26 protein-coding genes are annotated in these 24,635 nt (G+C 40.1%); 11 read left to right on the top strand and 15 right to left on the bottom strand.

Annotation, left to right across the window (positions count from 1 at the left end):
* Nucleotides 1-100: 100 nt before the first annotated feature.
* Both ACIQXH_RS04710 and ACIQXH_RS04705 read right to left on the bottom strand, forming a co-directional pair.
* Nucleotides 101-745: a hypothetical protein gene (locus tag ACIQXH_RS04710; RefSeq protein WP_403122306.1), complete on the bottom strand. Its 645-nt coding sequence runs from the start codon at nucleotides 743-745 to the stop codon at nucleotides 101-103.
* Nucleotides 735-1,088 carry a PadR family transcriptional regulator gene (locus ACIQXH_RS04705; protein WP_403122304.1) on the bottom strand — a complete coding sequence of 118 codons (354 nt, stop codon included), beginning with the start codon at nucleotides 1,086-1,088 and terminating at the stop codon, nucleotides 735-737. The genes ACIQXH_RS04710 and ACIQXH_RS04705 overlap by 11 nt, the downstream gene beginning before the upstream one ends.
* 162 nt (nucleotides 1,089-1,250) lie before the next feature.
* Between ACIQXH_RS04705 and ACIQXH_RS04700 the strand changes: the two genes are divergently transcribed.
* Nucleotides 1,251-1,943, top strand: coding sequence for a putative immunity/bacteriocin fusion bifunctional protein (locus ACIQXH_RS04700; RefSeq protein ID WP_403122302.1), 693 nt, complete (start codon nucleotides 1,251-1,253; stop codon nucleotides 1,941-1,943).
* A gap of 358 nt (nucleotides 1,944-2,301) precedes the next feature.
* Here the strand turns inward: ACIQXH_RS04700 and ACIQXH_RS04695 are convergent, their stop codons facing one another.
* On the bottom strand, nucleotides 2,302-2,934 hold the full coding sequence (locus tag ACIQXH_RS04695) for a LysE family translocator (RefSeq protein WP_403122300.1): 633 nt from the start codon (nucleotides 2,932-2,934) through the stop codon (nucleotides 2,302-2,304).
* A 178-nt stretch (nucleotides 2,935-3,112) separates the two neighbouring features.
* Here ACIQXH_RS04695 and ACIQXH_RS04690 point away from each other — a divergent pair, with 178 nt between their 5' ends.
* Nucleotides 3,113-3,964: an MBL fold metallo-hydrolase gene (locus ACIQXH_RS04690; protein WP_403122298.1), complete on the top strand. Its 852-nt coding sequence runs from the start codon at nucleotides 3,113-3,115 to the stop codon at nucleotides 3,962-3,964.
* 54 nt (nucleotides 3,965-4,018) lie between these two features.
* On the opposite strand, the gene ACIQXH_RS04685 is transcribed toward ACIQXH_RS04690, so the two are convergent.
* Complete coding sequence (locus tag ACIQXH_RS04685; RefSeq protein WP_403122296.1) at nucleotides 4,019-5,179, bottom strand: MFS transporter; 1,161 nt, start codon at nucleotides 5,177-5,179, stop codon at nucleotides 4,019-4,021.
* Between the two features lie 203 nt (nucleotides 5,180-5,382).
* Here ACIQXH_RS04685 and ACIQXH_RS04680 point away from each other — a divergent pair, with 203 nt between their 5' ends.
* Both ACIQXH_RS04680 and ACIQXH_RS04675 read left to right on the top strand, forming a co-directional pair.
* On the top strand, nucleotides 5,383-5,610 hold the full coding sequence (locus tag ACIQXH_RS04680; RefSeq protein ID WP_403122294.1) for a hypothetical protein: 228 nt from the start codon (nucleotides 5,383-5,385) through the stop codon (nucleotides 5,608-5,610).
* Between the two features lie 181 nt (nucleotides 5,611-5,791).
* Nucleotides 5,792-6,466, top strand: coding sequence for a phosphatase PAP2 family protein (locus ACIQXH_RS04675; RefSeq protein WP_403122292.1), 675 nt, complete (start codon nucleotides 5,792-5,794; stop codon nucleotides 6,464-6,466).
* Nucleotides 6,467-6,535: 69 nt separating this feature from the next.
* Here the strand turns inward: ACIQXH_RS04675 and yppF are convergent, their stop codons facing one another.
* From yppF to ACIQXH_RS04645, 6 genes are all read right to left on the bottom strand, one after another.
* A complete protein-coding gene (gene yppF, locus ACIQXH_RS04670; RefSeq protein ID WP_402873786.1) occupies nucleotides 6,536-6,730 on the bottom strand; it encodes a YppF family protein in 195 nt (64 codons plus the stop codon).
* Nucleotides 6,731-6,907: 177 nt separating this feature from the next.
* Nucleotides 6,908-8,014 carry a DUF4179 domain-containing protein gene (locus ACIQXH_RS04665; protein WP_403122290.1) on the bottom strand — a complete coding sequence of 369 codons (1,107 nt, stop codon included), beginning with the start codon at nucleotides 8,012-8,014 and terminating at the stop codon, nucleotides 6,908-6,910.
* Complete coding sequence (locus ACIQXH_RS04660; RefSeq protein ID WP_403122288.1) at nucleotides 8,011-8,577, bottom strand: sigma-70 family RNA polymerase sigma factor; 567 nt, start codon at nucleotides 8,575-8,577, stop codon at nucleotides 8,011-8,013. The genes ACIQXH_RS04665 and ACIQXH_RS04660 overlap by 4 nt, the downstream gene beginning before the upstream one ends.
* 229 nt (nucleotides 8,578-8,806) lie before the next feature.
* Nucleotides 8,807-9,070: a hypothetical protein gene (locus tag ACIQXH_RS04655; RefSeq protein ID WP_403122287.1), complete on the bottom strand. Its 264-nt coding sequence runs from the start codon at nucleotides 9,068-9,070 to the stop codon at nucleotides 8,807-8,809.
* Nucleotides 9,071-9,191: 121 nt separating this feature from the next.
* Nucleotides 9,192-10,580, bottom strand: coding sequence for an L-cystine transporter (locus tag ACIQXH_RS04650; RefSeq protein WP_403122285.1), 1,389 nt, complete (start codon nucleotides 10,578-10,580; stop codon nucleotides 9,192-9,194).
* A gap of 287 nt (nucleotides 10,581-10,867) precedes the next feature.
* Nucleotides 10,868-11,095, bottom strand: a complete 228-nt coding sequence (locus ACIQXH_RS04645) for a hypothetical protein (RefSeq protein ID WP_403122283.1) — start codon at nucleotides 11,093-11,095, stop codon at nucleotides 10,868-10,870.
* Between the two features lie 252 nt (nucleotides 11,096-11,347).
* On the opposite strand from ACIQXH_RS04645, the gene ACIQXH_RS04640 reads away from it, so the two are divergent.
* Both ACIQXH_RS04640 and ACIQXH_RS04635 read left to right on the top strand, forming a co-directional pair.
* Complete coding sequence (locus ACIQXH_RS04640; RefSeq protein WP_403122282.1) at nucleotides 11,348-11,860, top strand: RNA polymerase sigma factor; 513 nt, start codon at nucleotides 11,348-11,350, stop codon at nucleotides 11,858-11,860.
* A complete protein-coding gene (locus tag ACIQXH_RS04635; RefSeq protein ID WP_403122280.1) occupies nucleotides 11,847-12,506 on the top strand; it encodes a zf-HC2 domain-containing protein in 660 nt (219 codons plus the stop codon). The genes ACIQXH_RS04640 and ACIQXH_RS04635 overlap by 14 nt, the downstream gene beginning before the upstream one ends.
* Before the next feature lie 180 nt (nucleotides 12,507-12,686).
* Here ACIQXH_RS04635 and ACIQXH_RS04630 read toward each other — a convergent pair whose 3' ends face one another.
* The 3 genes from ACIQXH_RS04630 to ACIQXH_RS04620 all read right to left on the bottom strand — a co-directional run bounded on the left by ACIQXH_RS04630 (nucleotide 12,687) and on the right by ACIQXH_RS04620 (nucleotide 15,443).
* Nucleotides 12,687-13,943 (bottom strand): aminopeptidase, encoded by a 1,257-nt coding sequence (locus ACIQXH_RS04630; protein ID WP_403122278.1) that lies wholly within the window; start codon nucleotides 13,941-13,943, stop codon nucleotides 12,687-12,689.
* A gap of 431 nt (nucleotides 13,944-14,374) precedes the next feature.
* Nucleotides 14,375-14,815, bottom strand: a complete 441-nt coding sequence (locus ACIQXH_RS04625; protein WP_403122276.1) for a DUF6376 family protein — start codon at nucleotides 14,813-14,815, stop codon at nucleotides 14,375-14,377.
* A 22-nt stretch (nucleotides 14,816-14,837) separates the two neighbouring features.
* Nucleotides 14,838-15,443, bottom strand: a complete 606-nt coding sequence (locus ACIQXH_RS04620) for a protein kinase domain-containing protein (RefSeq protein WP_403122274.1) — start codon at nucleotides 15,441-15,443, stop codon at nucleotides 14,838-14,840.
* Between the two features lie 446 nt (nucleotides 15,444-15,889).
* Between ACIQXH_RS04620 and ACIQXH_RS04615 the strand changes: the two genes are divergently transcribed.
* Nucleotides 15,890-16,900, top strand: coding sequence for a hypothetical protein (locus ACIQXH_RS04615; RefSeq protein WP_403122272.1), 1,011 nt, complete (start codon nucleotides 15,890-15,892; stop codon nucleotides 16,898-16,900).
* Here ACIQXH_RS04615 and ACIQXH_RS04610 read toward each other — a convergent pair.
* Nucleotides 16,893-18,296, bottom strand: a complete 1,404-nt coding sequence (locus ACIQXH_RS04610) for a sigma-54 interaction domain-containing protein (protein ID WP_403122618.1) — start codon at nucleotides 18,294-18,296, stop codon at nucleotides 16,893-16,895. The two genes, ACIQXH_RS04615 and ACIQXH_RS04610, sit on opposite strands and share 8 nt — an antisense overlap.
* Before the next feature lie 345 nt (nucleotides 18,297-18,641).
* On the opposite strand from ACIQXH_RS04610, the gene ACIQXH_RS04605 reads away from it, so the two are divergent.
* Nucleotides 18,642-19,835 (top strand): ornithine--oxo-acid transaminase, encoded by a 1,194-nt coding sequence (locus ACIQXH_RS04605; protein ID WP_403122270.1) that lies wholly within the window; start codon nucleotides 18,642-18,644, stop codon nucleotides 19,833-19,835.
* A gap of 155 nt (nucleotides 19,836-19,990) precedes the next feature.
* Nucleotides 19,991-21,595, top strand: a complete 1,605-nt coding sequence (locus tag ACIQXH_RS04600; protein WP_402873805.1) for an amidohydrolase — start codon at nucleotides 19,991-19,993, stop codon at nucleotides 21,593-21,595.
* Between the two features lie 88 nt (nucleotides 21,596-21,683).
* Here ACIQXH_RS04600 and ACIQXH_RS04595 read toward each other — a convergent pair whose 3' ends face one another.
* Nucleotides 21,684-22,115: an NUDIX hydrolase gene (locus tag ACIQXH_RS04595; protein WP_402873808.1), complete on the bottom strand. Its 432-nt coding sequence runs from the start codon at nucleotides 22,113-22,115 to the stop codon at nucleotides 21,684-21,686.
* A 316-nt stretch (nucleotides 22,116-22,431) separates the two neighbouring features.
* Between ACIQXH_RS04595 and ACIQXH_RS04590 the strand changes: the two genes are divergently transcribed.
* Nucleotides 22,432-23,100: a DUF975 family protein gene (locus ACIQXH_RS04590; protein ID WP_402873810.1), complete on the top strand. Its 669-nt coding sequence runs from the start codon at nucleotides 22,432-22,434 to the stop codon at nucleotides 23,098-23,100.
* Nucleotides 23,101-23,316: 216 nt separating this feature from the next.
* Nucleotides 23,317-24,549 (top strand): cytochrome P450, encoded by a 1,233-nt coding sequence (locus ACIQXH_RS04585; protein WP_402873937.1) that lies wholly within the window; start codon nucleotides 23,317-23,319, stop codon nucleotides 24,547-24,549.
* Nucleotides 24,550-24,635 lie beyond the last annotated feature (86 nt).

Raw genomic sequence — 24,635 nt, 5'->3', positions numbered from 1 at the left:
ATTGAATAAATAGTAAAAGGCAGAAACGTTGATTTAACAACATTTCTGCCTCTTTATTTTTGCAAAATTACTGGAATAAGGACTTATTAGACAGCCCCTTTTATTTATTTAGTAAATCTTTATTTTTGTTGTATACACTTTTGAATAAAAGATACAAAGGTATCAATATGGCAATATAAACTAGCAAGTACATAGTTGGTACGATGTTAATTTGTTGGTTGATGGTTAAATTAGCTGCATACATTCCAAAAGCTAAGGCAAACAAAATCAAATAAGCTTTTGATGTGAATTGTAAGGTTTTGACCCTAGATTCCTTCATATTCTTAGAATAATAACGATGAAAAATGATTTGGGCTACTATAAAAAAGAATATCCAGGGTATGATTTGGGCTAATTCTATGTATCCTTTCAAAATAGGTGCGGTTAAAGCGCCAAGTGGCCCTATACATAAGACCATAATTAAATCGAACCCGAAATCTCTTTTGCTTTCGTACTTATTTTGGTTGAGGTATTCTTCTTGTTCTGCAAGCTCGGTAAATGGATGTGGGTCTTCTTTGAAATTTGCGATTGTTTCTTTAATGGCTGTGGTTTCGTCTTTTCCATTTGCGATTTTATTTTCCACCTCGGAATACATATGATCTTTCATTTCAACCATTATTTTTTTTCTTTTGTGTGAAGGAACTTCAATGAATTTTTTTTCGATATCATTTAAGAATAAATCGATAATAGTACGGTTATTCGTCATCAGTAACGGTCTCCTTCTCTTTGAAGTAAATTAAAAAATTATATAGTTCTTTAAACTGTATAAAATTTTTATCCATGATGGAAATTCCCAGTTCCGTCAATCTGTAATATCTCCTCATTCTATTTTCTTTTTCTTCCCAAATACTATCTACCCACTTCTTCTCAAGAAGTCTATTTAGAACTGGGTAAACAGAGGCGGTTGAAATTTGAAAAAAAGCATTTTCTTTTAATATTTGAGTTATCTCATATCCATACTTTCTTCCATCTCTTAAAAGTAACAAAATGACAAGCTCAAATATCCCTTTTCTTAATTGAATTATGAATTGATCATCATTTTTTCTCATGATACCAATATAATCCATGGAAATATATATATCAATGAATCATATGTATCAATCAATTATGATGCATTATCCTTATTTTCCATTATTAGATTGATAAAAATTCCAAATATTTGATAGTATTGTAGTTGTTATTTAAAAATTATATTTTAGGAGAGTGAAAAAGTGGGAAACTATCATTTATTACGAAAGAAATTTGCACTATTGCTGATATTCACATTAGTTTTCATGACGGGGTTAAGCTATAGTGCACCTGTAAAAGCTATTTCAGAACAAGAAGGTACCATGGATAAAGCCACCACATCCCCTGCGAGCGATGAATATATCAAGGTAGTGGAAAATGATAAGCTGTTTAAAAAAGTCATCTCTCAAGAAGGATTAACTAGCGCTGCTATAGCAATTAAATATGAAAAAGAGGGGAGTGAAGATTTTGAAGATGGTTTAATTGTAGTTCAAGGAACTTCGATAGAAAACGACCATATGGGCGTTTATGCTTTCGTTAATCCTGTAACAAAAGATGTTGAATCGATCTCTAAGTTTGTCGTTGAAGGAACAGAACTTAATGATATAGTTACGTTTGTCGAGTACAATACTAATGGAACAGTAGTTTTAGAATATGAAACTACTGTTGAGAAGGTTCAGAATCAAGAAGCGAATTTTTTAGAAGATTACAATAGTATATCTGATCATGGTATTTCTCTTTTGGCGGTTGATAAAGGAAGCAAATGGTTCCAATTTGCTTGCAACTTCTCTACGGCAGTGGCTTGTACTGCTGGATGTGTTGCATTTTCAGGACCTGCAGCCATTGCTTGTTCTATAGCATGTTCTACAGTTGCAGGTACTTTTGCCTGTGGTTGATTTTTGAATATTTTCCTTGAAAAGAAATTAACCTAATAAAACCGTTTATTTATTTGGTATGAAAAACCGCTTTCTAGCTAAGTTCTCGGAGACGTGAATAGACAAGAATACTTAAGTCATGAAACCGAAATCTATCTTTGATTGCGGTTTTTTCTATTGAACAGAAGGGTAAAACATCTTGTACTTTGGAAAACGATCTGTTTGGAATCAGTTGATCTATTTGGTTTACTTCGGATAATGAAAATACATGCTAATTGTTATGAAAATTAAAAGTGATACAAAAAAATTAGACCACCTTAATCCGCTCAGTTACGGTGTAAAGGTAGCCTAATATTGTGATTCCATGACCGGGGCAAAATTAGTGCTGGGCCTTTTCCAACGCCAGTTTCATTCCAAAGCCGATTAGCACAATGCCTGTGATGCCTTCAAAAACCTTTTGAGTCCGCGGTCTTTTCATGAAAGCACTGATCTGGTTAAGCAAGTAGATATAGAAGATGAACCAGAGCGCAGTCAGTCCGGTATAGGTGGCACCCATCAATAGAAAGGGCAGGAATGTATCCTGTCCAGGGTTCACGAACTGTGGAAGAAACGTTAGAAAGAACACCGCCACTTTCGGATTGAGCAAATTGGTCAGGAACCCCTGTTTAAAACAAGACTTGCTTCCGTATTTATCTTCATCCTTCCTTTCATCGGTTACTGCCACTTCCTTATTCCTCAATCCCCATAATGTCTTGATGCCTAGATAAATCAAGTACACGGCCCCGACATATTTAAAGATGGAAAACAATATAGCTGATTTGACGATAATCGCTGAAAGTCCTAAAACAGCGGCGGATGTATGAATGAGCAAGGCACAACACGTACCAAGCATCGTTTGGAGGCCTCCCGTTTTCCCAATCGAAATGGTGTTCTTAATCGCAATCGCCGTATCAGGACCCGGCAATAGGATGAGAAGAATGCACATCATGATAAATACATAATAGTTTTCCATGTGAGAAACCGCCAATCTTCACTTGATTATTCTGATAATTCATCATTTAATGTACCATAGATCAATCTGGAAGAGGATAGGTAAATGAAATATTACATCGTACTCTGTATTTGTTTGCTATACTGTAAGCAAACTGATTGAATAAGAAAATCCAGCGTTCCAAAGGAGAACTTAAACCATGCAAACGTTAGAACATGTATCCAACCATATCGTTTACCTGACGCGAGTGGAGGTAACCGACCGGCCAATTTTGGTCGCTGTTTCAGGAGCGAAGAAAACGCTCATCATTGATGCGGGTAATTCTGGTTCCCATGCCCAACTTTTTCAAGCTGAATTGGCGAAGATCGATTGGAGTGGGGACATGCTTGTTCTTACTCATTCTCATTGGGATCATGTATTCGGATTGGAAAATGTGGACATTCCCGTGATTTGTCAGGAAGGAACGTACCGAAACGTGAAAGAGATGCAGTCTCTTTCTTGGGACGATCCCGCATTAGATCAACGGGTCGAGGAAGGAATCGAGATTCCATTTTGTGCCGATGCCATTAAATTGGAGTTCGGTTCGAAGCGGGATATCTCGATGAAGGTTCCTGATATTGTTTTTGAAAAGTCACTAACGATTGATCTTGGCGATATCACATGCATCGTTGAACACGTAGGTGGAGACCACGCCGCTGATTCTTGCATCGTGTACGTCCCAGAGGAAAAGACCTTAATGCTGGGAGATTGCCTGTATGCCAATCTTTATGCGGATAAATGGAATTATACCGCGGAAGAAGCCTTGAGGCTTGTTGAGAAGATTGAATCCTATGATGCCGATACGTATATCCTTTCCCATCATGATCAGCCTTGCACGAAGCAGGAAATGGAGCGGGAGTTCAAGTTATTCAAAGATTGTGCCAGCCTTGTCGGCGAACATCGTGGAGATCAAGCAGCAATGGAGCGGGAACTGGCGACGAAGCTAAAGCGTGATTTAACCGAAAGTGAAAGGGAAACAGTGGCCTTCTTTGTAAATGGCTATACGGGTTGAAAAAAACACAAAAAAGTCGAATGCCTGTAACAGGAGTCGACTTTTTTGTGTGTCTTATTCTGCTTTCACCAGAATCTCTTTCTTCCCATAAATCCGGTAAAGAATCAGGGCGAACACCATTCCGACGAATGAGATGGAAGAAATCGATAGATAAAGGACTTTCCCTCCAAATGCTCCATATATGGCTCCTCCTATATAAGAAGCAAGGATTCCCGATACCCCAAAGAACAGCAAGGCCAATATCGTCTGACCAGTGGCACGCCATTCGGCTGGGACGATCCGGTACAAATACTGTATGGCCGCCGAGTAGAAAATCGGGAAGGTTAACAGTTGCAGGATCTGCAAGTAAGCTAACAGGTGCGGGTCGGTTAACCAGGCCGAGACGAAATACCGAATGAAGAAAAATGCTGCCGCGAATGAGATGATGATGATTTCCTTCCCTTTGCGAAGCCACCAGAAGCTTAAGGCAAACACGACAATTTCACTTCCGGCCGCCAAGAACCATGTGAGACCAACGAGAGTGGTACTTCCACCAAGTTCCCGAATGTACACACCAAGGAACGTATCGTTCATCCTGGCTGGCACGGCACATATAAAGACCAGTAAGAGGAATAGCAGCGTTTCTTTATTACTGAAAAAGTGCTTGAGCGTTTTCATCGTGACGGGCTTCCCGGAAACGGGCGCATCGGGCATCATCCAGATGATGACAAAACCGATAATGGCAATGCCTGAAAAGAGCCAAGCTAGACTAGTAGCACCAAAATGGGACATGACATAGCCGGTAATCAATGAAATTACGGCATATCCTAAAGCACCGTATGTACGGATGGAGCCATAACTGATTCCATTCGATTCTGCAATCGTGAAATTGAGGCTTTCCGTAAGCGGGTCAATCGGCATCAGGAAAAAGTATAGCAACATGGCAAATAGAATCAGGTGGACGTAGCTTCCCGAATCGTATAAGAAATACCCGAGTATGCTTGAGCAGAGAATCAGCAGCAACAGGACTTTGCGAATGGTCTTTGTTTTGTCGCTGATCATTCCCCATAAAGGTTGAGTGATCAAAGTTACAAACCCGCCCGTACCGATGATGAAACCGATTTGACCTGGCGATAGACCTTGATCATCTAGATAGACCGGAAGAAAGGGAATGAAAATGGCAAGTAAACCAAAGTATAAAAAGTTAAAGCTTCTTAGTAGTCGTAATGTTTTCATAAAATGTAATAGTACCCCACATATTCTATAGATTGATGTCCACTCAACTTTTTTATTGTAACATTCCTATAATTAATTGAAATCAAAGATTTATTTATTCCTATATTCATAGTTGAACATTGTAAGTATTTTTTACCATTTTATACTTTGTATGGGGACTCATGATATAATTAATGACAGAAAATGAGGCAGGGAGTGGGGTTTTGGACCAAAATGCAAAAGTTGTTCAAGAGTTAAAGGAGCTTAAACAAAAGGTTGCATCTCTTGAAGATTTATTAATTACGGGAAGAAAAGAGAAAGCAGGCCCCGGCCGTACTTTCATGGATGCCATTTTACCGTTATTATTCGGATTATTTGTTGTAGGACCGGTTGCCGTAGTAGTTATCGGGGTTTTAATGATAGTCATATCATGGGTAGGGAAAAGGTTTTAAATCTCTTTTTAGCATGTCACATTATGAATTTTTCTTGAATAGGGTTCTGTCCTTCTAGAATAAAAACTTTAACAAAGTCATAGCTTTACATACAATAGATTATAAAAATGATTCAAATGGGATTGTAGAGGGTAATTCCTGATATATAAATAGTAATATATTAAAAAAAGCGGAGTAAGCGATGAAAAAAAACATGAAGGTTCTTTACCCATTAAGTTATTTATTATTGTTTGTCTTAACTAGTTTCATTTATTCCATCATCAATCAAATGCCGAGTGATGCGGTCGATGTCACGACGAGAATAGATGAGGGGATTCCCTTTATCAAGGAATTCATCATTCCTTACTTACTGTGGTATCCATTTATGTATGGATTGCTGATTTATTATTGCTTTGTCGATCGAAAGCAATATTTCGTGGCCATAAGTAGTTTGATATCGGGGAAATTGATTTGTTTTGTCGTCTATTTTTTCTGGCAAACGACAGTGCCGCGGCCGGATGTGGTCGGGGACGATATCTTTGCAAACCTGGTCCGTTTCATTTATATGCATGACCAGCCCGTCAACTGTCTTCCCAGTATTCATGTCATGACGACATTTATCATGATGATCATCGTATATAACAGAAAAGAGGACTTCAAGCGGGAATATGCGAGTGTGACGGTTATGGGGGCGCTTATCATCCTCTCCACATTATTCACGAAACAGCATGCCATCCTGGATGCATTGGCAGGGATTCTTGTCGCCTGTGCGGTATATGCTGCTGCCCAGTTTATGTTCAATGGTGGAATGAGCGTTCAGGTTAACCACATTAGAACAGCTCGAATGAAAAAGAGAATGAAAAATAGTGACCTATAAAAAAATAGTAAGGACTGTCTTCATAGTGGGCAGTCCTTTTTGCGATTGTTGCAAGCCTTCGATGGGCAATCATCCTAAATGAAGTTGTTTCTTTGCGCCGCGTCTATATAGTTCCTTGCAGAGGTCTTTGTATTGGAAAATAGATAAATTCCCGCTCACGTATTCTTTTTGAATGTAATCTAATAATTCATCAGCATGAAAAGGCTTTTGGCGTGTTTCTTGAATATAGTGCAAAATTAAAACTTCTATTGTCAGTTCGCTCACCTAACATTTCTATTGGATTTTTTATCTTTAACAATATAACATGGAAAATAAAGTAAGATTAGTTTTTAGAAAATTTAAACTACCGACATTTTCATACAATTAAAGACAGAATGAGTGTTGGGGACTTAAAAGGGATGTAAAAAAGCCTGGTTATTCAACCAAGCCTTTTATCATTGTCTATTCCTTCAAATTGATGATGATATCGTCCATAACAGAATCTTGTGGTGCTGTTGTTGGTTTTTTAGGGAAAGAGGTCACCTTTTTTTTGCCGTTCTCTGATATTGTCACTTCACCATGGTTTTCCGATGTGTAATTACTTAGTGTTAGATGTGGGGTAGCAATTAGTTTTGTTGCGTTTTTGTCAATTTTTTGGAAGGTTTTGCTCGACTTCTTGCCATTTCCCCCATTATGTTCGCCTGAGTACACATTTCCTAAGTCATCCTTAATGGTTAATTCAACATAGGCATCATCCCATTTGTTTTTTACAAGGTCTGATACTTCTTGGTTGTAATGAATCACAAAAGACATAGGTGAGATTGATATCTTTTCGATAGATACTTTTACTCCATCCTGCTCCACGCTTTTATTGATGACCTGTTCGTTGCTTTTTGTTGTCTGTAAAGAGAAGGCAAAATTCCATTTTCCTTTTATCTCTTTGTCCATGCTAGTGGAGGCAATATGGTCTATGTCCCATTTAATATGGACTGTATCATTTTTAGCATTATCTATGTTGCTGGCGGTTAATAATCCGACATATTTATTCTCAGAGACTTTCGAAGTGTAATCCGTTCCTGCTTGAGCTTTCATTTCTTTTATATTGGGATCCGGAATATATAAGGATTCATTTCCTAAATCTTCTTCACTTTCTATCGAATAAGTTATGGTTACGGTTTTTCCATCATAAATGGCATCATTGATCGTGAAGGTTATCCCATTACTTTTTTCCGTAAGATTGATGTTGTTGGAGTAGTCTTTAAAGTCATGATAAACTCCTTTATCATTATGCTTGCCATTCTCATCTTCTAGAAATCTAAAAATATCTCCAATCACAGGAATATTGCTCGCATACGCCGTGAATGATATTCCAATGGTAGCAGAAGTTAAAGCGAAAAGAATGGAAGCAGTCATGACTTTCCTTTGCCAGCCCTTGCTTTTTTTCTTCTTAAGAATCGATTTTTTGAGCCTTTTTTTGACGCGGGTTTTATCTAGCTCAGTCACTTCCATTTCCTTGAATTCCGATTCGTCAAGGTCTATATCATTCAGTAATTCGTAAAAATCCTTCATACTATACTTCCTCCTAACTTTAGACGTGCTGCCTTTTGATTCAGTTTCTTTTTGCCTCTATAAATTCGATTGTCTATCGAGGCTTTTGTTACTCCAAGTTTGATGGAGATATCTTCATTTTTAAAGCCAAGAAAGTATTTCATGATAAAAATATCACGGTCTAACGGCTCTAATAGCTCGATTAATTGAAGAAGTTCGTTTCGCTCTTCTAGTAGAATCAGTTCGTCCTCGACAGACTTTTCTGTATTCACTCCCATATGTTCTGAGGTAAACTCTACTTTTCGCGTCGCTTTTCGGTAATAATCAATCGCTTTGAATTTGGCAATCGCACAAATCCATTTCCTGAAGTCCGTTGAGTTCCCACGGAACTTGTTCGAATTCTCCCAGATGGAAAGGAAAATATCATTGATGCATTCTTCGATGACACCATCGTTCTTAATCGGAGAGAGGACTTTATGAGCCACACCCTTGATTAACGGCAGGTAGGTATCGACTATATATTCTAAGGCGTCTTCTTTTTGGTTTTGCAACCGCTGGATAAAATTCTGCTCAGTACTTTTCATATCATAATTCCCCTTGTTTTTTTGTAAAAGCTTTTACACCTTATACAACGTATGGAAAACGATTTGTTCTCAAAATTAAAGATGCAGAAGGTAATGGTGATGAAGAGAAGGGGTGATTATTGCAGAGTGGTCAAATGCCTATTACAGCCTGTCAAAACCGCTTAGCTAATAAGGGAAGCGTATGAAAAACCACCTCAAACGAAACATTGAGATGGTTCATTTTCATATTTTAATTGTCACTATTATCTATGGGAGAATCGCCTTTTTCCCATGTTGTAGGGCCTTCATCGCTCGGGATGAATTTATTCCAATAGGCCCCTGATGTCTTATCAAAGATGATGATATTATTTTCATTTACAGGGACCAATTCATAGCGGTCTTCATGACTTGCACTCTTTGAATCTTCTTTTGATGAGACCATCAGAAATAAACCTAGGATTGTAAAACCGATGATGATGGCCACCCCGATGATTAATGAGGCACTATTTTTCATGTTCACCCTCCGTATCCATTATCTAACATTTATTATATAGCCTTTCCACCCCTTAGAGGGAACTTTCTTTTTTCATGAAAAACAAAACCCCCATCTCAGTAACGAGATGGGGGAGAAGTGATTACATTTCAGTATCGAGTTTAACAGATGTTTCGTTGTATTGTTCCTTATCCAGGTCATGCGTGATTTTACTAGTCAGCACACCTGACGTCATGCTTCCGCTAACGTTCAAGGCGGTTCTACCCATGTCGATCAATGGTTCAACCGAGATCAATAGTCCTGCCAAGGCTACCGGTAAGTCCATTGCGGAAAGGACAAGGATGGCTGCGAATGTTGCACCGCCGCCGACACCTGCCACTCCAAAGGAACTGATGGCCACAATAAGGATCAATGTGGCGATAAAGGATGGAGAAAGCGGGTCGATTCCCACTGTCGGTGCAATCATGACGGCCAGCATGGCTGGATATATACCAGCACATCCATTTTGTCCGATGGATAACCCGAATGATCCGGCAAAGTTGGCAATCCCTTCAGAGACACCCAGTTGCTTTTGCGTTTGAATGTTCATAGGTAGTGCACCTGCACTCGATCTAGCTGTGAAAGCGAATGACAAGACAGGGAATGCTTTTCTTAAATAAGTGATTGGATTCAATCCTGCGATCATCAGCAATACCAGATGAATCAAGAACATCACGATAAGGGCTACATAAGAAGCTCCCACGAATTTTCCTAATTTAAGGATGGCATCGAGGTCACTCGTTGCGACCGTAGTTGTCATGATTGCCAAGATTCCATAAGGAGTCAAGCGTAAAATTAACGTCACCACTCGCATAATGATGCTATGCAGGGCATCGACGATTTTAGAGAAAAACTCTGCGTGTTCAGGCTGTTTTCTTTTAACCCCTAGATAGGCGATACCAAGAAATGCAGCAAAGATGACCACTGAAATCGTAGAAGTCGAGCGAGCACCCGTTAAATCAAGGAACGGATTGGCTGGGATTAGCTCGATGATTTGTTGTGGCATCGACATTTTATCTTCGATGGTACCTGTTTTTTCCGTTATTTCAGCACCACGGCTTGTTTCTGCATCACCTTGTTCAATTTGAACGGCTTCCAAATCGAAGACTGTGGCCGATGTAATACCGATGGCTGCTGCAATGGCAGTCGTTCCAAGCAAGATCCCGATGATCAAGACACTGATTTTACCGATATTGCTTGTAAGTTTCAATCTCGTGAATGCCGACAAAATCGAAATGAATACAAGCGGCATAACGATCATTTGTAGAAATTTAACGTAACCAGAACCTACGATGCTAAACCAATCGGTCGATTTCACAATCGCAACCGAACCAGGTTCATAGAAGTACTGCAACAGCAGACCGAATATGATCCCTAACCCAAGTGCCGTAAACACTCTTTTTGTAAAGGAAATATGTTTTTTGTTCATATAAAATAGAAGGCCCAACAGGACGATCATTATAGCGATATTCAGAAAAACATAACCAATCATTTTAAATCCTCTCCAATTCCTATTAATCTACTCTGAATAATAAATACTAGAGTATGATACATCATTTATTACTATTTTACCAGCGATAAATAGTATGAATTAAAGATATTTTTTGGAAACATGGGAATTTAGGGTTTTCGATAAAAAATTGGAATGTTTTCTTGCAGGCTATAAAAAGGGGAGAATGATGAATGGAACACATGCTTATATAGAGGAAAATAAGATTATACAAAATGAAAAAAAGCTCGAAGCGCATGGCACTCTAAGCTTTCTGATTGGGGGTTATGTCATTGCATCATTTTATTAATCATATACAGATTATAGATTGCGGGGATCAAAAATCCAAGGGCTATGGAAATAACAGCCGCTAATTTATTCTGCCTGATAATACGGACATCGCCTGATTTTAAGCTTTGAAAAAAGGTAAGGGTGAAATAAAAGCCAAGGATGAATAATATCGTAGAAAGAATGCCTAACCAGTTTCCTGTTCCCATTAATGTAGAGAAGTTATTCATTTGTACACCTCCTAGATGGATTGAATTATTTTTTAGCAATTTTATATGAGTGCCGATTTATAAAACTAAATTTCTATTTAATGGCGGAAAGAATATTGAGAAAATTTAATCACCTCATATCATGATAAATTATATTGTGCTTAAATGATAGTAGCAGGTGAAGAAGGATCGTAATCGAGATAATAATATAATTGTCCCATGTGAAAAATTTAAATATTTTTGTAACGTAATTAAATTCTAGAAGTTATATAAGTGAAAGGGGTGAAAGAGATAGATTTTGAGAAAATTTATAGCGAATATTTTAAAGAAGTTTATTTGTTTATCAAATCATTGAGTCACGATGAAAGTATAGCAGAAGAAATTACGCAAGAAGCATTTTTTAAGGCGTTAAAAGCAATTGAGAAATTCGATGGTACAAAAGATATTCGAGCGTGGCTTTTTACAATTGCTAAAAATACATATTTCTCTCACTATAAAAGAAATAAACGACAAACAGATTCAAATGTAGTAGAAGAATCAGGTATGAGAGTGCAAGTTGTAAATCATTTGATGAATGAAGAAGATGCCTTCACAGTTCATCAGTTTCTTCATTCAATGAATGAGCCATATAAGGAGGTCTTTTCACTACGTACTTTTGGCGAGTTATCGTTTGAGAAAATCGGGCTTCTTTTTGGGAAAAGTGCAGGATGGGCAAGGGTGACCTACTACAGAGCAAGGAAACAAATTATTGTGTATATGGAGGAGAACAATTATGAAAGAGGTTAAATGTACAATTATTCAAGATGTTTTACCTCTTTATATGGATGAGGTAGTTAGTCAGGATACAAAAGAAATGGTAGACCAGCATTTACAGCATTGTGAAAAATGCCAAAAGGAATATGAAACAATGAAACAAAAATTGTATATTCCAGCAGAAAATAAAGCCCCTATTATCAAAAAGATTAATAAAAAATGGCGTAAGAAAAAAGTAATAATTTCATTTGCATCCATTTTTGTTACGGCTATAATCCTATTTGGAGTGTATGCATATATTTTTTATTACGAAAGAGTTATTCCCTATTCGAAAAATCTAATTGAAATTGAAATGCAAAATGATAATCAATTGGTTTCTCACTATTACGGGAAAAGTTATTCTAGCGCTAACGAGACCCTACCTAAGTCATTTGAAATTAACGGAGTGAAAAAGAATGTGAGTTTTATAGCTTATAGAGAAACGTTTGCTGATTCGCCTTCTAGAAGCTTAATTAATAACGAGAAGAATCGTAATGAACAGGATTATATCTGGGAATTTTCAGAAAGTGAAAACATTGATGCTGTTTATTATGTAGATTATGAAATAGAAGATGTCTCTGCCGGAAAAGATTCTTGGGATTCAATTTTAGATCGCGCTGTATTAATTTGGGAGAAATAATCATATGATTGCAAGTATATGATTATTTATATAAGGCGCTATTTTGGGTCATGATAAAAGTTCAATTTCTTAATTTGATTGTTAAGATATTGGGCTTTTTATAGTTATAGTGCAAAAATAGCGCTTAAAATAGGTACAAGCTAACTCCTAAAGTGACATCTTATTATCTAAATGCTTAATTTATGAAAATTGGAAAACCCCATCCTTCATTAGCAGGACTTCAGTTCCACCTTCTTTAATACCCACTACCTTCATATCTTCGGTACCAAAGGTCACATTGACCAATAGGAGTGAAGTATTAAGGCCTGCTTCCTTCAACTCGTCCTCCGATAGGTTGCTGCCATTTTTAAGGTTGGAAGGGGAGGCGTTTCCTATTCCAATATGGCAGGCTGTATTTTCATCAAACAAGGTGTTGTAGAAGAGAGTATCTGCCTGAGAAAGGGGGGAATTGTTAGAGACCAAGGCAATTTCACCTAGATAATGTGTACCTTCGTCCGTTTCGATTAGACTTTGTAATGCTTCTTGCCCTGTGGCGGCATCATAGTCAATAATCCGTCCATCTTTAAAGGTAAGGTAAAAGTCATCGATGATACTTCCCCCATAGATAAGCGGTTTAGTGGCTACTAGTTTGCCATTTACCTTATTTTTATGGGGAGCGGAAAATATTTCTTCCGTTGGAATGTTCGGAAAGAACGGTATACCCTGTTTATCGATAACGCCTCCTCCGATATAGAGGTGATTTTTAGGCATGCCGATTAATAAATCAGTTCCTCGGCTATTCGTAAAATGCAGGGCTTCAAACTGGCTGTCGTTTAGGATTTTTTTTCGGGACTCGAAGGTTCTTCCATGATTTTCCCAGTCTTTTATAGGATTTTCCCCATCTGCCCGAGCTCCTTGTAAGATTAATTGCCATAATGATTGCAGGCCTTCTTCTTTACTTAAGTGAGGAAATACTTTAGTTGCCCATGCGAAGTAGGGGACAGCTAGAAGACACCAGCGTACCTCGTGGGATCTAATCTTTGCGTGAAAAGCCTTCAACTTGGTGCGAGAGGCCTTTTGAAAGCGGCTCATTCGTTCTGTGGGAATCTCCTTAAAGACATCTAAGTTTTCAGAAATAATATGGATGTAAGCAGCACCTGCATCGTCCCATTCCTTAAAGCGGGCAGCTTGCCAGTCGGGAAAGTAATCGATGGCATCATCTGCTGCATGTAAATAAAATTCTTTGGTAGACTGTTCATCTGTCCAATCCATAACCACATTTGAAGCTCCCGCCTCATAGGCTAGCGTTTGGATGAGACGTGCAAACGTAACATTTTCTATGTCACTATGAATAATCACTAATTGATTCTTTTGTACGTTTACACCTGTTCGTACAGCAAGCTCTGCATACTTTTTCAACTGTTCTTCACTAACAAGCTCATATATCCCTTTCATCATTACACACTCAACTCCTAACTTTTAATTCCATTATAAACATAAAATCACTATGAACTAAGCTTATCTCATTCAAGGTATTATAAAAAGAGTACATGAATAACATCCTCACAATGAGAATCGAAATTCAAGGTGAATAGAGCTGACACTTTTCCAATAAAAAGGGTCACCTCAAGTTTTATACTTCTAATTAAAACAAAATGACTCTAGGAAAAATTTTCTATCTAAAAGGTAAAAAAGTTGATTGGAACGGAAGGTACGAGACTCCTGCGGGAAAAGCGCGTCTAGGGGAGACCCCGCAGGCGAAAGTGAAGTGCCTGAAGTAAAAATCCAACGTTCCAATTGTACAAGCTATAAAAATAGACAAACTCGATTTTCATAGAGTTTGTCTACAGTCTGAGATACTCCCTTAGTTAAAAGGAGTATCAAATCATTTAGTTCCCTAATTTTTCAATTTGGTTGGTCAGGCTTGTAATGTTATCAATCGTCTTCATGATCTCCGAATCTTCAAGGACCGCCGGATCCAATGTCCCATCTTCCATATTTTTTAGATATAAATCGATTCCGTCTTGAAGCTGTTGGTTGGAACTGACGATTTTATCGTGAATGCCTTCAGCGATTTGGGGCGGTTCGGTTTCATTGAATTCTTCGATTTCCGTTTTCATCGTTTGCAGTTCATTCTCAAGTGTCTTCATTGCCTCCTTGTCGGTGACAGCATCCTTGGAGAGGGCGGGTACTTCATTGGCAAACTCTTTCACGGTACTGACATATCCTGTTGCGGTATCGGCATAGTCTAATGATGAATTGACTTCCCCTAAAAGCGAGCAGCCGGTTAATAAGATAAGTGATGTACATAGCATAAGTATTTTTTTCATGGTTTTCCTCCTGTATGGTTTATTAAATGGGCAAGAACCTTTTCTTATAAATGGCCGCAATGGAATTGAGAATAAAGGTAGGGATTTTCTTGGGAAAGTAAGGCCTCCTATAGAAAAGGTGGAATACGCGTTTTAAATCATGCCATTGCTTGCAGGATTTTGTCTGTCGGAACCGCGCAAGATCAATGATCTTCACTTTCTTATCGTTTGTAATCAAGATGTTCCGTAAATGGATATCGGATGGATTCAAGCCTACCTTTCTGGCCAAGTTGAGGGCATGATCGATTTCCTTCACCTTTTCTTCCGTTACCGGGATGCCCATCGTCAAATGTTCAAAAAGCGTGTGACCCTCGATGTAATCAATCACGAGGTAACGCTCCCCTGCATCGAATAGGGTCGGGTAGTACTCGATATGCTGAACGGCCCGGTAAATATCCGCTTCTATTTTAGCCGTGTGGGCATGAGCCGGGAAAAATACTTTCAAGGCTAGGTCGGTATCTTGGATTCTAAATACATATGCACTTCGCCCTTTGCCGATAAGCGACAATGAATCATCGGCCTCGATCAATGTATGGTTTTTATCGTTCGCGATTTTCACACTGTGAGCCAACCTATAATATTGTGACAACTCCTTCACACCTCTCCAAAAGATTGATGATACAAAAAAAGACGGTATAACCGATTCTCTTGGTTATACCGTCTTAGATACGAAAAAGACCTCACCAAAAAATCGGCAAGGTCTTGCAAACAACTGGAAATCAGTTGCCAATAAAGCCGAGGATAGGCATCCTGTACTGACGACTTTACTGTATAGCTACTCCCCTTAACAGAAGAATTCATTTATTTAATTACAATAAGTATAGAGGGTATCATGCATATGGGTCAAATTAAAGAACCTGAAAAGAGTCCGTCCTAAATAGGAGATAACCGATTCTTGTCGAATAGAATAGATGTTGGTAATCATGTTGTTTGTAGATAAATATGAAAGGAAATCGATTTTGATTCCAAATCTAAAGAAAAAACATTTCCTCCACCAGTAAGGATCTGGCAAAAGAATGACAAAGGGGTTCATTTATGAGATATAACTATGATTTGAAGCGTATAGGATGGATGCTCTTTGCCTTTGGGGTATTTGTTTTCGTGCTATTCAAAACCGTCGAGAATTTTCAAGAATATATAGAGCTGAAGCGTCAGGATGAAAGCGAACCGATGACGGCCGTGGTTTATGGTAAAACGGCGACACAGGACCTATTGTATGGGAAAACGTATTATATGGTTTTACTCTCTGAAAACCTCACGGGTAAAGTTGCTTGGAATTTGGATATTGGACAGAGGGCGTATGTGGAGAAAGAAGAATTTGACAAACTCGAAATCGGAGATGCGGTTAGCGGGTTCAAAATCGATGGTACTTTTCATAATCGGGAGGATCTAGAGGGAAAGTATTCTTCCTTTTATATCGGCCTCTTTTTCGTTAGCCTCTTTTTCATTGGATACATTTCGTATTGGTTAAGTAAAATCAAGATGGTCACATCCTTTTTTCATCGGATGGAACAAAAGAAACTGTTCAATTCTTTATTAGGCGTCCTTCTATATGGTTTGTTTTACGGGGGCATGCTTACAGGTCTATCATTCGGTTTCTATTATATGGGGCAAATGGGGATGAACGCATATGAGAAATATTCGGACGAGGATCGAATCGAAACGACGGCTGTAGTGACCGATCATTTCATCCAACGGAACCCTTCAATGTATGGAGATGATTTGTATTATTTGGCACTCAGCTTTGAGAATCAAGCAAACGAGACCGTGTACCTGACGAAGGAAGTCACAAGCCATGCCTATTATGCATATAAAGATCTGCCGGTTCCGATTTCTTATCAGGAAGGGAATCCATACAAGATATTTCTGCAGGAAACGAGCTGGAAAGACATTTCTCAAATTATGATGACGAATGAGATGATGATGTATTATATCGTCTGTTTCATTACGGTGGCACTGATTTATGTGCTCATATGCTTAAGACGCTATAAAAAGACAGGTTCCTACTTTCGTGCCAAAAAGGAAAATCCCCCACTTTCTAAGTGAGGGGATTTTTGGCCTGGTACTTTTTCAAGCGGTATTGGAGGCTTTGCCGGCTTATATTCAAAGCCTTTGCCGCTTGGGAGATATTCTGGTTATGTTCATGTAACACCTTTTCCAAATAGAGCTTTTCTGTATTCGCCATATAATCATCAAGAGGGAGGGTTCCTGAAAGGGATGGAAGGGGAGGCGTTTTCATTTGCATCTCCGCTTCTTCCCTATTCGCTTTCTTTTTGAAGAGAGTGGGAAGGTGCGAGATTTCTATGTTCTTATCGCCAGGCTCTAGCAAATTCATGGCCCCTTCGATGATATGTTCAAGTTCCCTTACGTTTCCATGCCAGTCATAATCATAAAAAAGTTCGTAGACTTCTTCACTGATTCCTTCGATATCCAATTCGAATAGCGCATTGAATTTTTCTATAAAGGACTGGGCGAGCAATGGGATATCCTCTTTACGTTCCCGAAGCGGCGGTATGAATAAAGACACCACACTTAAGCGGTAATAAAGATCCTTACGTAAATGGCCGTTTGATATGGCATCAATCGGATCTTCATTGATGGTTGCGATGACGCGGACGTCGATATTCTTATCTTTCGTATCACCTACGCGACGAATCTTCCTTTCTTGAAGGGCCCGCAATAATTTTGCCTGTAAATTGGGGTTCAGGGAATTGATCTCATCAAGAAGGAGGGTGCCACCTTCCGCTTGTTCGAACAATCCCGGTCGTTCGACGGATCCGGTGAAGGCACCTTTCTTCGTTCCAAATAGGATTCCTTCTATTAAACTATCGGGAAGTGCTGCACAGTTCTGGCTGATGAACGGGTGTTTGGAGCGACCGCTTCCATTATGGATGCTTTGTGCAAAAAGCTCCTTTCCCGTTCCGGTTTCCCCAACGAGGAGGATGGTGGAAGAGGTACGTGTCGAACGCTTACTCTTTTCGATGACCTCCAGGAAATTCTCACTGACTCCTAGGATACTGTCAAAGGTATATTGGGTATCGCCCTTGTTTAATATATTATCCTTGATGATTCGTTCGAGGTTGGTAATATCCTTGGCGACTTCGATGGCCCCGATGATAGATTGCTTGTTGTCGAATATTGGATAGGTATTATTGATGGTCGAGATTTCCTGTCCCAGGCTATTGAAGTAAGTCTGTTTCGAGTTTTCGGTTGCTTGGCCGGAGTGAAGGGCCCTAACCAGTGTGCTCTCCGTTTCTTCTTTGAATTTAAAGATGTCGTGAATCTTCTCTCCTAATACATCTTTTGAATCCATTCCCTCAATCTCCGCCATCTTTTTGTTATAGATGACCGTCAAGCCGTTCCTATCTATAATATGTATGCCTATATCAATCACATCCACAAGTGAATGGAGAATCGTTTGAAAACCTTCTATTCTCATCATCTGGTTTAAATCCACGAGGCACCTCCAGGTTTTTCCTTTTCTTGAAGCTAATTGTAAAGTAAATCCAATATTGGTGCAATTATTATTTGCACTGCAAGCATACATGGCGGAAAAGTGCCAAATATTTTTGCGGATTTTATGAAAAAAATGGGTGAAACCCCTTTCCTGAAATATATTTTTTCTTTGAGTTAGGGTGTTTTTGATAGAGGCCTTTATTTTTGGCATGGAACTTGCTAGTTGATAGATAGGGGGACCTGAACTGATTTTTCAATCCTGAAATATGCTACATCTTCATCTACAACGTAAATCATAGCGGAAACGCTTAAATCATAGGGGGGAATTTATATGAAAACTGTGACGGAGAAGGTTATTGAACAAACGGAACAATATGGGGCAAACAATTATCATCCGCTTCCCATCGTCATATCAAAGGCGGAAGGAGTATGGGTGGAAGATCCAGAAGGAAACAAATATATGGATATGCTTAGTGCCTATTCAGCCGTGAACCAAGGTCATAGGCACCCGAAAATCATTCAGGCGCTAAAAGACCAAGCGGATCGTGTAACGTTAACGTCCCGGGCGTTTCATAGTGATCAATTGGGCCCGTGGTATGAAAAGGTGGCCCGTCTTACCAAAAAGGACATGGCTCTTCCGATGAATACGGGGGCTGAAGCAGTTGAAACGGCCATCAAGGCTGTTAGACGCTGGGGCTATGATGTAAAAGGAATCGCTGAGAACCAAGCGGAAATCATCGCTTGCATCGGCAATTTCCATGGCCGGACGATGACAGCCGTTTCTTTATCTTCCGATGAGGAATATAGAAGAGGATTCGGACCGATGTTGCCAGGAATCAAGTTGATTCCCTATGGTGACCTGGAGGCATTGAAAGCCGCCATTACACCGCAAACGGCCGGCTTCCTGATTGAACCGATCCAAGGGGAAGCGGGCATCATCATTCCACCGGACGGTTTCCTGAAAGCGGCATTTGAACTGTGTAAAGAAAATAATGTATTGTTCGTTTCCGATGAAATTCAATCGGGCCTTGGCCGCTCAGGGAAAACATTCGCCTCCGATTGGGATCATGTTGTACCGGATATGTACATCTTAGGCAAGGCACTCGGTGGTGGGGTTTTCCCAATCTCTTGCGTGGCGGCCAACCGTGACATCCTAGGCGTCTTCAATCCTGGTTCACATGGTTCTACATTTGGCGGCAATCCATTGGCTTGTGCGGTTTCCATCGCTTCCTTAGAGGTTCTTGAAGAAGAGAAACTTGCGGAACGCTCGTTGGAACTAGGAGAATACTTCAAAGATAGCTTGAAGGAAATCGATAATCCAATGATTAAAGATATACGGGGAAAAGGCTTATTTATCGGAGTGGAGTTAACGGTGGAGGCAAGGCCATATTGTGAAAAATTAAAAGAGGAAAACTTACTGTGTAAGGAAACGCATGATACCGTGATCCGCTTTGCTCCGCCACTTGTGATTACGAAGGAAGAACTAGATTGGGCTATTGCCCGTATTAAAAAAGTTTTAGCTTAATGTCGCTTACTGATTCTGAGTCATGAAAAAAGGGTATTCCAAAAAAAAGCGTAGGCTTATCCATTTTGGAATGCTCTTTTTCGTCTGCAAGGATAAAGGAACTTTAAATCAAAGCGGTACAAATGAAATGTGTTCATATAGGGGGAGGAGAAAGAATGAATCATGACATCATTTATGTGAACGGAAAAATATTCACAGCCAATCCAACACAACCTTATGCAAGTGCTATGGTCATTCGTGATGGGCGCATACACTGGATTGGGGAAGAAGAAGAAACCAAAGGGATGACTGGAGAGCGCATGAACCTTCAAGGACGACGGGTGTTGCCGGGGCTCATCGATGCACACTTGCATCCATTGTATCTAGCCGGGTCTTCCAAGCAAATTTCCTGTATGCCGCCTGTTGTCGAATCACTGGAAGATTTAATTGATGAAGTTCGTAAGGCAAGCGAATCACAAGATTCCGGGGGTTGGATAGAAGGATGGGGATATGATGAGGGGAAATTAAAAGAGCGTCGTTCGCCTTCACGCTGGGATTTAGATCAAGCCACGACGAAGGTTCCCGTTATCATCACGCGCACATGCACTCACATGGTTGTGGTCAACAGTAAGGCACTGGAACTCGCCGGCATCACCAAAGATACACCAGACCCAGTGGGTGGAAAGATTGATAGAGATCCGTACGGTGAACCGACGGGCGTTTTACGTGAAAACGCAAAAGATTTAGTCCAACAAGTAATGCCCGTACAAACTGTTGAGGAAGAAATAGAAGGACTTGTGGAATTAAGCCCACAATTGCTATCGCATGGAATAACGGCCATTACGGATTTGATGGCAAAGCCTAAACCTGCGGATTATTTAGACATGTATCGTGCTGCTACGGAAAAGGGCATGAAGCAGCGTGCAGTCCTGTATTACATATGGGAAACCATTAAGGACGATCCGTTTTTAGCCAAGAACAAAACGAATAGAGACCAGGACAATTATATTGGAGGAATCAAGTTATTCGCCGATGGAAGCGTTTCTGGCCAAACGGCCTGGGTCAATCCGCCATTTTTAGGGGAAGGCGAGAACTATGGCATCCCGATGACCACTAAAGAGGAGTTGCTACTTGCCGGTCAAGCAGCCGAGGAGAATCGTATCCAATTGGTCATACATGCCATGGGTGAGCAGGCGATCGATTTAATCATCGATACCTTTTGCGGCAAGAAGGGCTGGATGGAAGATGGTCCCTCGATCAGGATTGAGCATGCGGCCATGCCGTCTAAGAAGGCCCTTCAACAGGCAAGTGAAATGGGAATCGCATTCGTCCCACAACCGATCTTTCTCTACGCTGAAATTGAATCGTACCTTACTAACCTTGGGGCGGAGCGTACGAAGCAAACGTATCCAATTCGTTCCATGTTAGATGCGGGTATCATGGTGGCCTTCTCATCTGATGCACCTGCAACGGCGTGGGCAGATCCGGTCAACCCATTTGTCGGGATGATGGCAGCCGTCACACGTAAGGCCTATGATGGAACGGATACAGGGCAGGAACAACGCATAGACATTGAAACGGCCATCATGCTTTATACAAAAGCGGCACAGGAAGTCACGCGCATCCCGGATGTTGGCCAGCTTGCACCGGGCTTTCATGCCGACTTTATTGTCCTAGACCGGGACATTTTGACCATCAAACCGGAAGAAATAGGGGAAGTGCAGGTTGAAGAAACGTATATGGCCGGTAAGAGGGTCTTTCACAAAGAAATAGCAGGGTGATGTTCAAAAGCAAGAGAAGGCGCTTGTACAGTGCTCTATATCTGGGGCTTCCTCTCTGGAAGCCCCTTGTTATTAGGCGAGAGGTATCCTAAAATTCTATATAGAATGGATGGGTGCTTTCATCCAAACAGCATTCAATTCTCTGACTGAAATTCCTGAAAGTCACCATTTCCAAAGCCTGCTCAATGGGATAATACCCCACTTCCAAACTCTCTGGTGACGTTGTTACTGTTCCTCCAACTGGTTTAGCTAAAAACAGTGTATTACAGATGGACTCTTCAACGTTTTGAAAGATCCCACAAAATTTCAAAACCTCTATATCCATACCTGTTTCCTCTTTCGTTTCTCTTATGGCGGCTTCTTTCAAGGACTCGCCTTCTTCAACTTGTCCCCCAGGCATTTCCCAACCTCGCATGGGCCCCTTGATTAATAGAATTTCCCCTTGCTCATTGATTACAATCGTTGCTGCTGAGACGATGTGTTTTGGTGGTGAGAAGATTTTCTGCGTGCCATGTTCCAATCGACTTCCCCATTTCTATTGTTTAGTAGTCTAGCTGTTGCCCGTTCCTCGGACTTCCTGCCTGGTGCTTCCTCCATAATACCACCACATGTAAAAAAATTCCTTTTTAAGCGTAGGACTCAAAAAGAAGGCTTCAAATAAATGAAACGATATACCTATATATACTCTTGGGGATTAAATCTCATCTAAGAACAATTATGGTAGAATAAAATAATAACCCAAATAAAGTAACCTCAGTATGTTTTATGAATTTTATTGGGACATCTTACATATTCATGTAACAGTACTAAGTATTAAGAAGGAGTGTCATTCAACTATGAAAATATCAGAATTAAAAAGAGAAGCAAGGCTTTCATTGAAAGGGAACTGGGGAACGGCATTAGCACTTTCGTTAATCATGTTCTTGGTTAGCATTGTCATACCCACCACATTAGAAATCATGTTAAGTGGAGGGTGGGCAGAATGGTCAAACCAGGAAGTGACGCCGATATGGGCGTCTGCAATGGATATGCTTATATCGATTTTAATAATACCGTTCTCGATAGGTATTTACTGGTTTTATCTTGACCTGGTAAGAATGGAAAGTACATCGTTCGAGAAAACATTTTCGATTTATAAGGATGGGAAAATGTTTTCAAAAGTGATCATTGTATCCATTGTGCAAGGAATATTCGTCTTTTTGTGGTCTTTATTACTACTCATACCCGGGATTATCAAAGCTTTGGCGTATTCCCAAGTGTTTTTCTTATTAAAAGATCATCCGCACTTAACGACGCTTGAAGCGATTACGGAGAGCCGAAGAAGGATGAACGGCCTTAAATGGAAATATTTTCTCATGTGCTTAAGCTTTATAGGGTGGGGAATTCTTTGTTTATTCACGATAGGAATCGGATTCCTCTGGTTGGTTCCTTACGTTGGGACAACGATGGCTGCTTTTTATAACGAATGGATAGCCTCTCAGGATGAAAATGAAATAGTGGAATAATCTTTTAGCCGGTAGCATAATTGCTGCCGGTTTTTTTATGTAAGGAACTTCATAAAATTATAGAATGGGTGGGTAAAAAGTGGTGGGATGGAAGGTTCATGGTTACTCTTGGGTATTTATCTTATAATGGTGTAGCTTACTATTAAAGGTAAATTTAGAAATTACATAGTGGAACATGACGATTCTAGTAGGAATTTTGAAAAGATAGGGGTCGATATCATGACTGAAGTTATTGCCGTAAAAGAAATCCCACAGTTTAAGACACGTACAGAGGAATTCAGCCCGTACGATTGGTGCAAAAAGATGCTAGAAAATGATTCTGTGATCTATCACAAGGGAACGGATACGTGGAATGCTTTTAAATATGACCATGTTAAACTTGTACTCAGCGATTACAAGCATTTTTCGAGCGTACGTAAACGGACCACGATTTCAGTTGGTGCAGATAGTAAAGAAGGGGCCATCCCTGACAAGATTAACTTGATTGGGGTGGATCCACCCTCACACAGAAAACATCGTTCGCTTTTAGCGGCTGCCTTCACGCCCAGGAGCCTACAAAACTGGGAGCCTCGCATTCAAGAGATCGTGAATGAACTGATCGAGGACATAGGGGACTCCGAAATGGATATTGTCCATTCATTGACAAGCCCCCTTCCTATCATTATTATGTCTGACTTGCTGGGGGTGCCTTCTAAAGATCGATTGCTCTTCAAAAAATGGGTCGATATCTTATTCCTTCCTTTTGAAAAGGAAAAAGAGGAAGAAGTTAATAAAAAGAAGCAAATAGCCGCAAAGGAATACTATGAATATATCTATCCTATCGTTTTGGAAAAGCGCTTGAATCCAGCAGATGATATCATTTCCGATTTATTGAAGGCGGAAGTGGATGGAGAAACGTTCACAGATGATGAAGTGGTACGGACGACGATGCTGATATTGGGAGCAGGAGTGGAAACGACCAGCCACTTGCTGGCCAACTCGTTTTATTCGCTTTTGTATGATGACCCTACCGTTTATGAAGAACTGCACCAAAACCCGGAATTGGTACCACAAGCGGTCGAAGAAATGCTGAGGTACCGGTTCAATTTAGTCAAATTGGATCGCACGGTCAAAGAAGATAATAATCTATTGGGCGTGGAACTTAAGAAAGGTGACGTCGTGATCGTTTGGATGAGTGCGGCGAACTTGGATGAAGCCATGTTTGAAGATCCTTTCAAGGTAAACATCCACCGACCTAATAATAAGAAACATTTAACGTTTGGGAATGGCGTGCATTTCTGTTTAGGGGCACCGCTCGCCCGACTTGAAGCCAAAATTGCCCTCACCACATTCGTGAAGAAATACGCCCGCATCGAACCAGTCGAATCTTTCAATTTAGAAGACAGGCTGACCGATGCCGCGACGGGACAAGCCTTGATGTCGTTACCGATGAAGGGGTATAAAGCCTAAGATAAACCGGGACTGTCGAATAGACAGTCCTTTTTCGTATTCTGGCTTTTTCCATGTTTTATGGAACGGAATGACGTTTCAATCGT

The organism is Peribacillus sp. NPDC097225, from assembly GCF_044761955.1.
Taxonomy (GTDB): Bacteria; Bacillota; Bacilli; order Bacillales; family DSM-1321; genus Peribacillus.
Note: the sequence above shows the minus strand (reverse complement) of the source record. Positions and strands in the feature narration are given on the sequence as shown.

Excerpts from the sequence above, each read along its gene's own strand:
- ACIQXH_RS04710 (WP_403122306.1), bottom strand. The coding sequence starts at position 745 with ATGACGAATAACCGTACTATTATCGATTTATTCTTAAATGATATCGAA.
- ACIQXH_RS04705 (WP_403122304.1), bottom strand. The coding sequence starts at position 1,088 with ATGAGAAAAAATGATGATCAATTCATAATTCAATTAAGAAAAGGGATA.
- ACIQXH_RS04695 (WP_403122300.1), bottom strand. The coding sequence starts at position 2,934 with ATGGAAAACTATTATGTATTTATCATGATGTGCATTCTTCTCATCCTA.
- ACIQXH_RS04690 (WP_403122298.1), top strand. The coding sequence starts at position 3,113 with ATGCAAACGTTAGAACATGTATCCAACCATATCGTTTACCTGACGCGA.
- ACIQXH_RS04685 (WP_403122296.1), bottom strand. The coding sequence starts at position 5,179 with ATGAAAACATTACGACTACTAAGAAGCTTTAACTTTTTATACTTTGGT.
- ACIQXH_RS04675 (WP_403122292.1), top strand. The coding sequence starts at position 5,792 with ATGAAAAAAAACATGAAGGTTCTTTACCCATTAAGTTATTTATTATTG.
- ACIQXH_RS04665 (WP_403122290.1), bottom strand. The coding sequence starts at position 8,014 with ATGAAGGATTTTTACGAATTACTGAATGATATAGACCTTGACGAATCG.
- ACIQXH_RS04660 (WP_403122288.1), bottom strand. The coding sequence starts at position 8,577 with ATGAAAAGTACTGAGCAGAATTTTATCCAGCGGTTGCAAAACCAAAAA.
- ACIQXH_RS04655 (WP_403122287.1), bottom strand. The coding sequence starts at position 9,070 with ATGAAAAATAGTGCCTCATTAATCATCGGGGTGGCCATCATCATCGGT.
- ACIQXH_RS04650 (WP_403122285.1), bottom strand. The coding sequence starts at position 10,580 with ATGATTGGTTATGTTTTTCTGAATATCGCTATAATGATCGTCCTGTTG.
- ACIQXH_RS04645 (WP_403122283.1), bottom strand. The coding sequence starts at position 11,095 with ATGAATAACTTCTCTACATTAATGGGAACAGGAAACTGGTTAGGCATT.
- ACIQXH_RS04635 (WP_403122280.1), top strand. The coding sequence starts at position 11,847 with ATGAAAGAGGTTAAATGTACAATTATTCAAGATGTTTTACCTCTTTAT.
- ACIQXH_RS04630 (WP_403122278.1), bottom strand. The coding sequence starts at position 13,943 with ATGATGAAAGGGATATATGAGCTTGTTAGTGAAGAACAGTTGAAAAAG.
- ACIQXH_RS04625 (WP_403122276.1), bottom strand. The coding sequence starts at position 14,815 with ATGAAAAAAATACTTATGCTATGTACATCACTTATCTTATTAACCGGC.
- ACIQXH_RS04615 (WP_403122272.1), top strand. The coding sequence starts at position 15,890 with ATGAGATATAACTATGATTTGAAGCGTATAGGATGGATGCTCTTTGCC.
- ACIQXH_RS04610 (WP_403122618.1), bottom strand. The coding sequence starts at position 18,296 with ATGATGAGAATAGAAGGTTTTCAAACGATTCTCCATTCACTTGTGGAT.
- ACIQXH_RS04605 (WP_403122270.1), top strand. The coding sequence starts at position 18,642 with ATGAAAACTGTGACGGAGAAGGTTATTGAACAAACGGAACAATATGGG.
- ACIQXH_RS04600 (WP_402873805.1), top strand. The coding sequence starts at position 19,991 with ATGAATCATGACATCATTTATGTGAACGGAAAAATATTCACAGCCAAT.
- ACIQXH_RS04590 (WP_402873810.1), top strand. The coding sequence starts at position 22,432 with ATGAAAATATCAGAATTAAAAAGAGAAGCAAGGCTTTCATTGAAAGGG.